This window comes from Halalkalibacter oceani (genome assembly GCF_040544555.1).
Lineage (GTDB): Bacteria > Bacillota > Bacilli > Bacillales > Bacillaceae_D > Halalkalibacter > Halalkalibacter oceani.
The window spans coordinates 184,896-198,060 of sequence record NZ_JBEPKD010000001.1 but is presented as its reverse complement, the minus strand read 5'-3'; the positions used below and the strand labels follow the sequence as shown (position 1 = coordinate 198,060).

The 13,165-nt window shown below is 47.7% G+C and carries 12 protein-coding genes; 2 read left to right on the top strand and 10 right to left on the bottom strand.

From position 1 onward, the window contains the following. Positions 1-18: 18 nt before the first annotated feature. Positions 19-1,002 (bottom strand): class I SAM-dependent methyltransferase, encoded by a 984-nt coding sequence (locus ABMB67_RS00995; RefSeq protein WP_354570833.1) that lies wholly within the window; start codon positions 1,000-1,002, stop codon positions 19-21. Further along, positions 992-2,296, bottom strand: a complete 1,305-nt coding sequence (locus ABMB67_RS00990; RefSeq protein ID WP_354570832.1) for an FAD-dependent oxidoreductase — start codon at positions 2,294-2,296, stop codon at positions 992-994. Before ABMB67_RS00990 ends, ABMB67_RS00995 begins: the two co-directional genes overlap by 11 nt. A 140-nt stretch (positions 2,297-2,436) precedes the next feature. Between ABMB67_RS00990 and ABMB67_RS00985 the strand changes: the two genes are divergently transcribed. Beyond that, positions 2,437-3,051 carry a lytic transglycosylase domain-containing protein gene (locus tag ABMB67_RS00985; protein ID WP_251222782.1) on the top strand — a complete coding sequence of 205 codons (615 nt, stop codon included), beginning with the start codon at positions 2,437-2,439 and terminating at the stop codon, positions 3,049-3,051. 56 nt (positions 3,052-3,107) lie between these two features. After that, positions 3,108-3,626: a manganese efflux pump gene (locus ABMB67_RS00980; protein ID WP_251222783.1), complete on the top strand. Its 519-nt coding sequence runs from the start codon at positions 3,108-3,110 to the stop codon at positions 3,624-3,626. A gap of 8 nt (positions 3,627-3,634) precedes the next feature. Here the strand turns inward: ABMB67_RS00980 and ABMB67_RS00975 are convergent, their stop codons facing one another. The 8 genes from ABMB67_RS00975 to hutI form a co-directional block, all read right to left on the bottom strand. After that, positions 3,635-4,690, bottom strand: a complete 1,056-nt coding sequence (locus ABMB67_RS00975; RefSeq protein WP_354570831.1) for a TolB family protein — start codon at positions 4,688-4,690, stop codon at positions 3,635-3,637. 14 nt (positions 4,691-4,704) lie between these two features. Beyond that, positions 4,705-5,562: a permease prefix domain 1-containing protein gene (locus tag ABMB67_RS00970; RefSeq protein ID WP_251222785.1), complete on the bottom strand. Its 858-nt coding sequence runs from the start codon at positions 5,560-5,562 to the stop codon at positions 4,705-4,707. Continuing rightward, positions 5,559-5,885: a PadR family transcriptional regulator gene (locus ABMB67_RS00965; protein ID WP_251222786.1), complete on the bottom strand. Its 327-nt coding sequence runs from the start codon at positions 5,883-5,885 to the stop codon at positions 5,559-5,561. Before ABMB67_RS00965 ends, ABMB67_RS00970 begins: the two co-directional genes overlap by 4 nt. Positions 5,886-6,101: 216 nt before the next feature. Further along, a complete protein-coding gene (locus tag ABMB67_RS00960) occupies positions 6,102-7,148 on the bottom strand; it encodes a TAXI family TRAP transporter solute-binding subunit (protein WP_251222787.1) in 1,047 nt (348 codons plus the stop codon). 29 nt (positions 7,149-7,177) lie between these two features. Beyond that, the gene (locus ABMB67_RS00955) at positions 7,178-9,082 is read right to left on the bottom strand and encodes a TRAP transporter permease (RefSeq protein WP_251222788.1); all 1,905 of its coding nucleotides are present in this window, start codon (positions 9,080-9,082) and stop codon (positions 7,178-7,180) included. Positions 9,083-9,116: 34 nt separating this feature from the next. Further along, entirely contained in the window at positions 9,117-9,851 is a 735-nt protein-coding gene (locus tag ABMB67_RS00950; RefSeq protein WP_251222789.1) for a class II aldolase/adducin family protein, read from the bottom strand. A gap of 1,074 nt (positions 9,852-10,925) precedes the next feature. Further along, positions 10,926-11,903: an agmatinase family protein gene (locus tag ABMB67_RS00945; protein ID WP_354570830.1), complete on the bottom strand. Its 978-nt coding sequence runs from the start codon at positions 11,901-11,903 to the stop codon at positions 10,926-10,928. A 2-nt stretch (positions 11,904-11,905) separates the two neighbouring features. Next, positions 11,906-13,165: an imidazolonepropionase gene (gene hutI / locus ABMB67_RS00940; protein WP_354570829.1), complete on the bottom strand. Its 1,260-nt coding sequence runs from the start codon at positions 13,163-13,165 to the stop codon at positions 11,906-11,908.

Below are 13,165 nucleotides of genomic sequence, written 5' to 3'. Positions count from 1 at the left end.
AGACGGGCTGATTCCAAGCTACTTTTTTTTGAAAACAAGCAAATACCAGCCGCCTTCCTTAATAATGGGTGTCATTTTTTTCAAGCGAAACTTCGCTTTCCTGCCGTATTCGGTCAATTCCCGGGCCGAGGGGACGGGATACATCTTTTCATGCGCGGACATAAAGCTATTAAAAGCCGACGCGAACGCCTGACCGTGCTTTGAATGAACGAGCGGGGAAATGATCAGCAAGGTGCCTTTTGGCTCAAGAAGCCGATTTGCTTTGATAAACAGCTTCTGACGCTCTTCTTGTGAAAAATAATACAAAAGATTGTTCATCATCACCATCTGAAACGTTTTTGCCGTCTCATACTGATCAATATCACCGGCGATAATCTCAATGCCGCTGTCTGTCAGTTCTTCCCGGGCTTTGGCAGCGACCGTTTCATCCACTTCGATTCCACATAGCTCAAGCTCTTGGTTCGTTTCTTTCAGCCGGCGCAAATAACCGCCATAGCCAGTACCGATATCAAAAACCGCTGTCACTTTTTCTTTTTTGACCGAGGAAGCGACCTTCGGAAAAGCAATCGTCTCCAGCAGAGCTGACGTACGGGCGACGGTATCGCTATAATTCTCCTCAAAGAAGGTAACCTCTTTCCCCTGAATTAAATCACGATAGGAGAGCATCGTCGGGATATGAAGCTCCATCATTTCTTTAATAAGAATACCGACTGAATTAGGACTTTCCTTGGAAACATATTTAACGAGCTGACGCTTCGGCTTGATTTTGCCATTGCGCTTCATCTTCAAATGACCAAGGACAATGCCGACGTCCACCCAGCGTTGCAGAAGATCCTGATTCCAATTGTTGCGGGCCGCTACCTCCTCCACAGAGGCACCCTTGGAAAAATGGTGGAACAAATCGAGGCTGTAGCCAAGATGAGCATGCCAGGTCGGCAAAAAAGGCTCATTTTGCTTCATCCATTTTCGCGCGTTCCATAAGCGCAAATATTCAGTTATCATCGTTGTTCACCCCACCTGTTGCTAGCCAAGGATAATCATCCTTCTTTGTGAAAACATGCTGCTGCAATATCGTTCTCTTCCCCCGGAAGAAGAGATGCAAACCGTCTTTCACCTGGAAGGGAATAAGGCCAAGGCCGGAAACATTCATCATTTGCTGATCATGCAGCCTCTCGTTTTGTACTAAGGCGCGGATCGCGCTCAGCCGCAGCCTCTGCCATGCTCTTCCCGTTGGGCTGTACATTCTCGCAAACAAGTGGCTAAGCCAGGAGACATACTCCACCCGCCGCTTTCTGACATCCTCGAACCAATGAAACAGGGAATAGTCCGTCGATTTACCCGTTTGATACATCCAGCCGATCAGTTTACCTAAAATGTCAGCATCCTGAATAGCGAGGTTCATCCCTTCTCCGGCCATCGGATGAACGCTGTGTGCTGCATCACCGATCACAATCAAATTAGACCGGAAATAGCGGGAAACCGTCTGCCGGACAGGAACCATCAGTTGTATCTCCTTCCAGTCGGTCACCGTCTGAACATAGCCGTCAAGCCGCGGTTCAAGCCGGGCATAATGCTCATGGACCGCCTGGGGGCCAGCCTGCTTCAGCTGTTTATATTCTCCGGGTCTGATCTGGAGCACGCTCCGTACGCGCTTATCAGGTAAGGGAAACAGTCCGAGAAAGCGCTGTTCATCGGCAATCATTTCTCCTTCCGTCAGCTCCGGCGGACAGGCGAAGGAAAAGGTAAGAAAATCATGATTATACGATTGCCTCTTGAACGTCAGTCCGGCTATTTTGCGGATTTTCGAGCCCCGCCCTTCCGCTCCGACGATCATATTGGCTGTTATGCTGTGAATCTCATTTTGATATTTAATCCGTGCTGTATAGCTCGTCTGCAGGTTGAGAAAAACAGCCGGACGGACTATTTGAACAGTTTCGTAAGTGAGCGCCTCTTTCAACAACAGCTCGCGCAAACGATCATGTGGAATCATCGCCGCCATCGCATGCTCCGGCAGAACCGAATAATCCATTAAGACGTGAAGCAATTCCTCACGTCCCCGGCCGACTTCCCTCGTATGGATCGCCTCAAGCGGGTACATCTCTGCCTTCACCCGCTCCAGCATGCCTAAGCGCTTGAAAATTTGCAGCGTTTTTGGCTGAAGCAATTCACCTTTATAAAGATGCCCGGCTCCTTCCTCCCGCTCCACGACAACCACCGGAATTCTTTGCCGCGCCAATGTCAGCGCAAGGCTTAAACCAGCGACTCCTCCGCCGATAATCAGCACCTCTGTCTTCATCCTTTTCACCACCTATCGCCACATTTCCCTCAAGGTCGCGCTCTGAAACTAGCAGATCGAACAATGGTAAAATACCTATTTTGTTATGAAGCACTTCGGTTTATAATGAGATCATGCTTACCGTTAAAGGATGGAAACACGTGAAAAAATTTATGACGATTGTTTTTTTCGTTTTACTAGGACTCTTTTTCCTTGTTTTATATACATTTTTAGATCATGATCAAGTACGGCAAATCACCTATAAAACATTAATCGCTGAACATCACATTCCGAAGGATTACGTGCCGATTTACAAAGAAGCGGCTGAACAATATGACATCCCGTGGGAGCTGCTTGCTTCTGTACATAGAGTAGAAACGATTTTTTCAACGATGGACCCGTTAATAAGTCCGGTTGGGGCGCTCGGACATTTTCAATTCATGCCGAGAACGTGGATCGGCTGGTCGTACCCCGGGGGGCAATTAGGTGAGATTGAGGATGAGATCGATTTGACCGATCTCGAGTTAATCACAGAGCACAATGGATACGGAGTCGATGGCAGTGGAAATGGCAAAGCAGACCCGTTTGACTTGCGTGATGCCGCTTATGCGGCGGCCTACTACCTCGCTGACCACGGGGCGGCTAATGGAGAGATTGAAGAGGCGCTGTTTGCTTATAACCAGAGCGACGATTATGTCCGGGAAGTGATGGGCTACTATGAATCCTATTTGGATTATTATGAGCTTGTTTCCTTCCCAACAGCAAAATATAAATAGCATGACCGACTACAAAGCGGATGACGAGCATAGACTAAAAAGCAAGAGGTGGCGCTATGCTGAACATCCTGGTTACGTTTTTACTTTCGCTGTTAGTCAGTCTTGACGGCTATGTCATCGGCTTTTCATTCGGGTTAAAAAGGATCCGGATTCCCTTGTCGATCGTGATGATGATTGCCGGCTTTTCCTCTGTCGTGATCCTTATTTCGATGGGGGTCGGTCATCTCATTGGTGAGCTTGTCCCGACAAAGAACATTCAAGTATTTGCCGGGCTGCTGTTAATCGGCGCCGGTCTTTATCACTTTTTACAGGACCCTCCCTTGTATCGCCGATCTTATTTTTTAATGATCGCCCTCTTTATGAACATCGATAATATCGGCTACGGCATTCAAGCCGGCCTGGCACAACGGCCGTTATCCTTTGCGCCATTAGCCGGGCTGCTCTTATGCGTTTCAATGGTTGTCGGCGTCATTCACGGTCAGGAAACAAAGAACCGCTTCCTACTCCGTTATGTCTCAATTGCCCCGGCCCTGCTTTTTATCCTTCTCGGTTTAAGCAAGGTTTTGCTTAGCTGACTTCGCCTTTACCCTTCTTCCTTTATTGCGGAAGTCACGCTGACTGTGATCTCTGTCAGTTCACCCGTCGTAAGGTCGTAGCGGTGAAGATGATAGTCAGGGGCCCGGCTCGGAAAAGCGCGATCTTCGGTGAAATACAAATACTTTTCTCTGAACACGGGTTCCATCACATATGTTTTTAAGTTGGTGACCTGCTCGACTTCTTTTGTCGCGAGATCGAGAAGCAACAATTCATATTGGAATGTTCCGCCTTCATCCGCATTCGTAATCGTGGTGAGGGCCAGCTTTTGTCCGTCCGGGGAAACGGCGAGTCCGTACAACTCCTCGTCCCAATAACGCGGCTCGATCTTTGTCAGCTCGCCCGGCGCTTCAAGCGGCATCATAAACAAGCTTTGTTTCACCTCAAACATCTCTTCCGCTGTTTCCGCCTCCTGCTCATCGGCGAACATTGTCACATACAATGCCTCATCGGTGCCGGAAACAGCTATGTCAGACATATCATATTCCAGCCGTTCTGTTAGTTGTTTCATTTCCGAGCCATCTAGCGGAATCGCAAAAATGTCAAATTCATGCGGTCGCTCCTGGGCAATCGGTGAATAATTTTCAAAGGTCGCCGCTTTCAAGGCATAGACTGTACTGTCATCACCGCCAAAGCTTAGCCTCGTAATCAACTCCCCGCTTTCATAAACTGTTTCCCGCTCTCCGCTGACCGTGTCAAGCTTCACGACTGAGCTGTTCCAGCCGGTCTCCTGCTGAATGGTGGAGACATAGACCACATCCGTTCCATTCGGTGAAAAAACCGGGGAAGAAATGCGCTCATTTTCGCTTTCTGTAAGCAGCTGTTCTCCAACGCCGTTTTGTTCCGCCAGATAAAGGCCGACTTGACCATTGACCGCATAGCGATAGAGAAGCCGCGTTTCATCATGCGAGACGTCGAAGCCATCGATCAATCCAGTGAATTCATTCGCTCCGGCCGGCCGATGAGACTCCCCGATAGACCAGAGAACTACAATGCCGAGCAGCACAGCGATGGACAAGCTTAATGCTATTGTTTTTTTCTTCACGCTTATCTTCCTCTCTATCTCATATACACGACGACAAACATGATCATCATACACACCGTTAAGCCGGCACCGACCCACATCCACGGGCTGTTCTTTTTAGCCGCTTCATATTGCCACCAGTAGGAAAGCGCCCAAAAGACAATCAGTCCAAGCGGAAACAGCATATAAACGGTCAAGCCGGCAAAGATCAGCAACCCTGCCAAAAAGAAACCGGCAAAGCCGACAATGACAATGCCTGCCAATAAATTAAAGAGATGCACTCCTTTCCGCTTTTGCTCCTTCTTCTTGGACAGCTTCTTTTCCACCGGCGTTTTCAGCGCTGTCAGCACAACCAGCGTCAACGTGAGCAAAATCAGCCCGCCTCCAAAAAGCTGAAGCGGCATGATGTAAGCTTGCGTGCCTGTATCAATAATAAGCAGCCCCAAAAAATAAAAAGGGATTTGCCCCGCTAAATAAAGATTCATTAGCAGCTTGCGATTTCCCATATAGGCTGGAAAAAGGGCGAGCAAGAGAAAGCCGAGCCCCGAGAGGATGACAATTGTCATCCAGAGAGAATGCGGCTCTGCAAGCTGAACCGCTCCGTGTAAATAAGCAAGAGCGGCGAATAGGATCGAGCCGCCTCCTAGTAAAACGAGCAGTTCTTTGCGATATGGAAACAGTGAGCGCTGTAATTGCTCCCCCACCTCCTGATCACCGCCAAAATCGGCGATCGCCAGCGCGATCGCCTGCTCTTCCGTTTCACCCTTCAGCTGATAGTGTTCCTTAGCCTGCAGCAGATGACTTCGCATTTCCTCCGCCAGTTCATCGCGGTCTGCCTGGTCACATTCGACATGCCGGAGGATCTCGTTAATATACTCGTCGATCGTCTTCATACCTCGCCCTCCACGCATTTATAAATAAGCTGATGAATCGTGTTCCAGTCATTCAGCTTCGCCTGAAGCCCCTTTCGCCCTTCATCGGTAATCGCGTAATATTTGCGGCGGCTCCCGCCCTCACTTTCCCTCCAGTACGACGTGAGCCGTCCTTTTTTCTCTAAACGCTTCAATGCCGGATAAAGGGTCCCTTCGCTCATATTATAAAGCTGATCGCTCGTTTCCTTTAAAGAGCGCACGATTTCATAGCCATACATATCCCGCTGCGAAATAAGGGACAGCAGCAAAATATCAATGCTTCCTTTCATTAATTCTTTATCCATCTCACACCACCCTTACATTGCTTGTTTTTTACATTGTAATACGACGCACATCGTATTACAAGGGTAGATAACATAAGAAACCCTCCAGAGGCGCCTTGTCCTTGCAGCGCTCCTTCTCAATTTTCTCCCGCTGAATATAGATGAAAAAGCTGCCGCGCAAGGTCCAGGAGGAATGCCTTGCACGGCAGCTGCCGGTTTTATCTAGTTAGTCAACGGTTATTCTGGCTTGATTTGATCAGGAATTTCAATTTCCAATTCTTCATAATAGCGTAACGCTCCCGGATGTAGAGGCGCTCTCAGCTCTACAACATCTTCCGGATCGAGCGTGACGGCAGAAACGCCATCCTGGAACGTACTTTTGTTATCATAAATAATTTTTGTTAATTCATAGATAACATCATCAGATACACTCTTCGGTGCAACAAACAGCGACCAGACTGATACGGTTAACGTATCATCCGGTGTTCCTTCATACACGCCCCCCGGAATCGTAATCTGTCCAAGGTACGGATTGGCCTCGATTACTTGCTCCACTTCATCCTGAGCCAATGGAATCAGACGCAACGGCGTTGTGACATCGACTTCTGAGAAGGCAGAGGTCGGGAATGAAGAAACGAGCAGCATCGCGTCTACGCGGCCATCTCTAAACATTGAATTAATATCATCGTTACCAGCATTAATAATTTGATTTGGCTCAATCCCGAGCGTTTCTAAAATCGCTCGTCCGGCGATATCATGCGTTGTATTGGCGCGTGATAAAGCGATGTTTGCTCCTTCCAGGTCGCCCCAGCTTTCAATCGAAGAGTCCGCATTGACAACGAGCTGCAAACCTTGGTTAAAAATCGGCGCAACAGTTCCAAATCCATCCATCCCTTGCTCATAATAAAAATCATATGCTTCAAAGTTTGCTGTCAGGCCAAGCGTCAACTCCCCTTGATGGGCCAGCTGGACGTTCGCCACGCCACCGCCGGTATCTTCCACAGAGGCAGGAATACCAAGCTCCTGATCAATTAACGTTCCCATAACCCCGCCCAATGTATAAAAGGAACCACCAGGGGCGGATGCACCTACGACCATTCTGTCAGGAAATACCGTTTCGCCTTCTCCAGCTTCTTCACCCGATTCATCAGAAGCCTCATTTTCAGCAGCAGGTGCTTCTGCTTCATTTTCATTTGCAGCCTGATCATTTCCGCATGCGGTCATGACGAGCAACATTGCCATCACAAGTAACGTCACAAACAAATACAGTTTACTTTTTTTCATGTTTACTTTACCCCTTTTGCTATGTGTAATTAGGAAACTCTCGGATTAGCAGCTTCCTTGTTGGAACCGGATTTCTGAACAAGCATGTAAATATTTAACCCTGATAGTAAAATCAAACTTAAGCCAATGAAATCAAAGATGTATGACTGATTAATTAATAATAGAGAGCCGGCCAAAAGCAGCAGTCGATTCCAAAGTGGCAAGTAAACTTTGAACCAGCCTTTTAACGCTGCTCCGAATGCCAACACACCGATCACCGCCGTCAGCACACTGACAATAATTTGCGAGACCTCTCCATCCAGCAATAGCGCGGGATTGTAGACAAACATAAACGGGATGATAAAGCCGACCAGTCCTAATTTGAACGCCTGCGTAGCAACAACCATCGGCGAACCTCCCGAAATTCCCGCCGCCGCATGAGCTGCCAACGCAACCGGAGGTGTAATATTTGAAATATTGGCAAAATAAAGCAAGAACAGATGGACTGCCAGCACATCGACTCCCAATGGAAGTAACGCCGTTGGCAAAATCGATGCTGTTACGATATAAGCCCCCGTCGTCGGCATTCCGATTCCCAATACTAAGGCGACAACCGCCGTTAGAATGAGAGAAAGGAACAATACCCCCTGCCCTAGTCCAAGAATAATGGAGGCAAATTGGTGGCCCATGCCCGTCATGCCCAAAATACCGACAATAATTCCCGCAGCCGCTGTCGCTGTCGCAACAGACGCGGTGTTTTTCGCGCCCATTTCCAAGGCAAACACCATATCTTTGATCGACATTCGCGTTTCTTTCTTAATCGCCGGAATGACGATCGCACAGACAATCCCAAGTAACGCCGAACGCAACGGAGAGAGATTAAAACCGATCAACGCCACAATCAGGACGATTAACGGTAGGAGCAAATATCCCTGCTTCCTGAGCAAGGTGCCCAGTTTTGGAATCTCGCTTTTCGGCATTCCTTTTAAATTCGTTCTTCCCGCCTCTAAATCAATCACCCAAAAGACAGAAATATAATACAGCAGCGCCGGAATCAAAGCCGCAAAGACAATCGAGGTATAGCTTACCCCAATCAATTCAACCATGATAAACGCCGAGGCGCCCATCACCGGCGGCAGCAACTGCCCTCCCGTCGAAGCAACGGACTCAACCGCTCCGGCGAAACTCGATTTGTAGCCGCCCCGCTTCATCATCGGGATCGTCATCACGCCGGTACTGACGACATTCGCCACCGGACTTCCGTTGATCGAACCAAACATCGCGCTTGATAACGTCGCGATCTTCGCCGGACCTCCTCTGAACCTGCCGGCAATCGCCAGAGACAATTGCATAATGTAACGGCCTGTCCCGTTGATCTCAAGAAAGGCCCCAAAAATGACGAAAGGCAGCACATACATGATCCCTACCGAAATCGGTATGCCAAAAATACCACTCGTGCTGAAAATAATACTAACCGTCTTTTCATAGGAAAAACCGCTATGCCCGTATGCTCCCGGCAACAGATCGCCGAACAGGGCATATAAAATCGCCAGCACCGCCAAAACAGGAAGTCCATATCCTAATGTTCGTTTTGCCACAACCAGTGTAGCAATAAGCACAATGCTCCCACAGACAATATCCCAGAAAGTAGGCGCGATCCCAATGCGATAAATCATTTCACGGTATTGAAAAAAGACATAAATGCTGGAAGCAATCGTTCCTAGCGTTAATATAATCTCATACAGATTACTTGCTTTTTTCCTAGAGGGCCAATAAAGAAAGGTTAGCACGACCGTTCCTGCCAGGAATGTGCTCCGTAACACGAGCGGATCCACTGTTAAAAGCTGGAGCGCGATAATATGATAGAGCGCAAAAATAACTGCCAGTATCGTGCGAAACTCAACCTTGCGGGTTGCAGGTTTTTCATCAGCTGTTACTTCATTTTCATATGACATCTTTCTCACCCCTCCCCCTGTTCTTTCCCGATCATTAAAGCTTCAATAAATGGTTCTGATACTTACGGGAGTAGAAATCCCACGCTGTATCGTAATATTCACGTTCCTTTGTCCCTTCACTAAAAATGCCATCCGTCTCTTCAACAGGAATAGGGCGAGGTGTTCCGACCTGGTGGGCGATTAATTGCATTTTTGCTGTGTGTTCCAATGCCAATGTGTTCAAGGCCGCTTTTTCGACCGAGCTGCCAACAATGGTCGCCCCATGTGATCGCAAAACAACCGCCATCCGGTTCCCAAGCGTTTCCGCCATGGCCGCAGCCTTTTCCGCTGTATCCACTTGCCCGGAATAATCATGGATTGGAACTTCCGGTGCGAAAATCGTTCCTAAATTATTTACAGGCATAATCGGCACGCCCGAAATACTGAAGCTCGTTGATAAAATCGGATGACAATGGACAATCGCTTCCACTTCCGGACGCCTTTTGTACACCTCCGTATGGATGAAACGTTCTCCGGGGGCTTCTACTTCGCCCGGCAATGTCTCGCCTTCAATGTCCATTGTGACAATATCTTCCTCCGTAACATCAAATAAATTCTTGTTGCTTTCATGCAAATGACCTAAGATCAAGAATTTATCGCTGTTTGGAATTCTGCAGCTAATATGGCCATAAGTCAGTTCAAATACGCCTTCCTCATTTAAAATTTTGATACAGTTCACAATTCTTTTTTTCAAATCTTCGACCGAATCGCGATTCACAAATTGTTCCATTCGACACCCTCCAAATAAATGTATGTGTAGTAGACTGAAAAGAAAAAGACTTCAGATAGCCTTTACCACATTGGACCTTGAGCTCTGCCAGTTTTTCGCTGAGCGGCGGCCCTGTGGACGATCCGTCCGGCTAAGCAACCACCAGCTCACTCCCCTTTACTGTCAACTCCAAAATCCGCTTCTAAAGCGCCACCACCGAAACCCTAAAAGTTTTTCAATAAAATGTTTCAAGGATTTCTTACATGTAGTTTAATATATTCGCCCCCTCCGTTATATGTCTGAATAGACAGAAACACCACGATCATTCTGTAGTATCAAACAACTTCTCCCGCTCAAAAAACAAGCAATTTTTTCACCATAACACACATACCCCTATACAAAATTACTATTGTTAGATAATATAACAATCTTTTATCATTTTCCCTCACCGCCCCCCAAAATCATCCAAGGAAAGGCACCAACCATCATCAATCTGCCATTTTGTAGGAAGGCACAAAAAGCGCCTTAATGAAAAAAGAAAAATGCAGTGCTGCCAATCTGTCGACAGGCTTTTTGGGTAGAAGGATTTGTCACGATCAGAGCTTCGAACCCGCTCCCGGGATGGGGGCACGCTTTCCGCAGGAGGGCGTTGAACTAACCGGCACGCCGGTGGATTTCAACCTGCCCTCTCCTCCTGCAGGAGTCGGCCCTCCCATCCCGTCCGCTTTTTTAGGGGGAAAAAGGGAGGTTGCTTGACCATAAAGAGAGAGATCTATGAAAGAGGAAAGCAACGATTCAATGTGTCTTTGCTGAATTGAAACAAGAGCATGGAGGGTTGGAAAAAAATTCGATGCAGACGAGGGTGTTTTTGCTGCCATGTACCTAAAAAAATTAGCCAACTTCCACTGGAGAAGCACACAGCCTCCAGTGGCACCAAACGTAAAAGGGCCTTTGAGAATCATCTCTCAAAGGCGTTTTGTCTATGGTCTGAACAGAAAGTAGAAGTCTACTAGAAATAATTGCCTCCTGTCTCTGTCAAGGATCAAGGACGCATTGATTATATCAGAGCTCACAATGCTAGTTTGAAACTCCCGCTTAAATTCGTGGTGATTCCATCATTTTTCCTGTTACAAATTGCAGCCATGCGTAAACACCGATTTTCACTGTTTGCGCTACAGCAGAATCCTTTGTCGGATCTAAACAGACAAAATCAATATGACGAACAGCCGGATGTTGGCCAATTTCTAATAAAGAATCGAACAGTTCTTCAGTGGACAAGCCCCCCGGTGTAGAAGCCGGTACTCCCGGAGCGGTCGAGATGTCGAGCACATCCATATCGACAGTAACGTATATTCGATCCACGTTTTGCGCTAATTGGTGCAGAGCGTGCTTTACAGTATAAACAAATCCTTGTTTGCGCGCTTCTTTCAAGGTCACAATACCAATCCCATGCTCCCTTGCGTAGGTTATCAGCGGTTTGGCGTTGAAATAGCCATGAAGACCAATATTAACGATGTGTTCTCCTTTGATTGTTAATCCATCTACTAATTGCCGGATCGGTGTGCCGTTTGCCGGTCCCAACTCAGCTGGATCTCTTACATCAAGATGAGTATCAAGCTGAAGGATTCCGATTGTCTCATCTCGATAAGCTGTTTTAATCCCTCTTACTGCGCATGCCGTTGTTGAATGGTCACCGCCAATCATTGACGTAACCGTTCCGGGGTAACGTGCAGCCAAAAAAGCAGCTGATTCTTCAATGCGGCGATGAGATAGCTTAATATCAGTGGTGTGCATCTTAACATCTCCAGCGTCAACGACATTGGCATGACGTAAATCGATATTCTCGTCTAAATTGTACGTCGCAAAGCCTTTCCACATCCGACGAAACTCTGCCGGGTATAATGACGCACCCGATACACTGATTGATGAGCGAGATATAGGCGCTCCAAACAAAATAAGATCTGGATTTTCTTCGTTTTCATCGAGCGGTCTGATCCACTGGTGAACATGCGTCGGATTAGAAGTTTTGACATTCCATATCCATTCAGGAGGTTGAAACCAATTCCCATTCATACTTATCCCACCACCTTTACGCCGTTCTTCCAAACGGTTTTCACATGGTTGACTCCAAATAAGTATTGCAATTCCTGATAATTCTTCACATTCCATAACACGACATCCGCCTGCTTACCTGCTTCAAGGGATCCGATTTGATTCTGGCGCTTTAGTGCACAGGCCGCATTATATGTAGCCGCGGTCAACGCTTCTGCTGGAGTGAGTCGCATCGTAATGCAAGCCAGGTTCATAACAAGTGGCATGGATGTCGTTGGTGAAGAACCTGGGTTGCAGTCGGTTGAAATGGCGACAGCAACCCCCATATCAATCATTTTCCGCCCGTTGGCTGCCTGCTCGCGCAAATAGAGGGCCGTTGCCGGAAGCAGACAGGCAATCGTTCCCGCCTCGGCCATTGAGCTAATCCCTTCATCTGATGCCTTAAGCAAATGCTCTGCTGAAATCGCTCCAACTTTGGCAGCCAATTCTGCTCCGCCGTATGGGACAATTTCATCAGCATGGATTTTCGGAAGAAGCCCGTACTTTTTCCCCGCTTCCAAAATCCGCTCTGACTGGTGCGGTGTAAAAACATCTTTTTCGCAAAAGACATCATTGAACTCAGCGAGCTGCTCTGCCACGACGGCTGGAAGCATCTCTTCAACCAAATGATCAATAAATCGGTCTTCATTGCCCTTGAACTCAGGTGGAACGGCATGAGCCCCCATGAATGTCGGCACGATGTCCACAGGATGAATGCTTTGCAGCTGTTTCATCACACGCAACTGCTTCAGCTCTGTTTCGATCGTCATCCCGTAGCCGCTCTTTCCTTCCACGGTTGTCACACCGTGCTTTAAGAAGGAGTCGAGTCGCTTCGCTGTCTCGCTAACTAATTCTTCCTCCGAAGCCTCACGCGTCATGCGTGCTGTCGCATGAATTCCTCCGCCAGCATTCATGATTTCCATGTAGGAAATTCCTTTAAGCCGCATCTCAAATTCCTTTTCACGGCTCCCTCCGTAGGCTACATGTGTATGGGGATCAACCAGTCCAGGAGTAACCAAATGACCGGCCGCGTTAACAATTTCAGCTTCAGCGATTCTGGTTGAGAATTGCCGTTCAAGCTCAGAAGTCGTGCCTACCGCCTGAATGACGCCATCCTCCAACCATAGGCTCCCATTCTCAATAAGGCCAAGCTCTGACATCGCTGTTTTAGAGCGTGGCCCGTTCACCTCTGAGGCCAAAGTTGCAAGCTGTTGAATGTTTTTAATCCAAACCGGTTTTCCCAT

What these genes read in the sequence shown, in the direction of transcription:
- ABMB67_RS00995 (WP_354570833.1), bottom strand. Translation starts at nt 1,002, where the DNA reads ATGATAACTGAATATTTGCGCTTATGGAACGCGCGAAAATGGATGAAG.
- ABMB67_RS00990 (WP_354570832.1), bottom strand. Translation starts at nt 2,296, where the DNA reads ATGAAGACAGAGGTGCTGATTATCGGCGGAGGAGTCGCTGGTTTAAGC.
- ABMB67_RS00980 (WP_251222783.1), top strand. Translation starts at nt 3,108, where the DNA reads ATGCTGAACATCCTGGTTACGTTTTTACTTTCGCTGTTAGTCAGTCTT.
- ABMB67_RS00970 (WP_251222785.1), bottom strand. Translation starts at nt 5,562, where the DNA reads ATGAAGACGATCGACGAGTATATTAACGAGATCCTCCGGCATGTCGAA.
- ABMB67_RS00965 (WP_251222786.1), bottom strand. Translation starts at nt 5,885, where the DNA reads ATGGATAAAGAATTAATGAAAGGAAGCATTGATATTTTGCTGCTGTCC.
- ABMB67_RS00960 (WP_251222787.1), bottom strand. Translation starts at nt 7,148, where the DNA reads ATGAAAAAAAGTAAACTGTATTTGTTTGTGACGTTACTTGTGATGGCA.
- ABMB67_RS00955 (WP_251222788.1), bottom strand. Translation starts at nt 9,082, where the DNA reads ATGTCATATGAAAATGAAGTAACAGCTGATGAAAAACCTGCAACCCGC.
- ABMB67_RS00950 (WP_251222789.1), bottom strand. Translation starts at nt 9,851, where the DNA reads ATGGAACAATTTGTGAATCGCGATTCGGTCGAAGATTTGAAAAAAAGA.
- ABMB67_RS00945 (WP_354570830.1), bottom strand. Translation starts at nt 11,903, where the DNA reads ATGAATGGGAATTGGTTTCAACCTCCTGAATGGATATGGAATGTCAAA.
- hutI (WP_354570829.1), bottom strand. Translation starts at nt 13,165, where the DNA reads ATGGGAAAACCGGTTTGGATTAAAAACATTCAACAGCTTGCAACTTTG.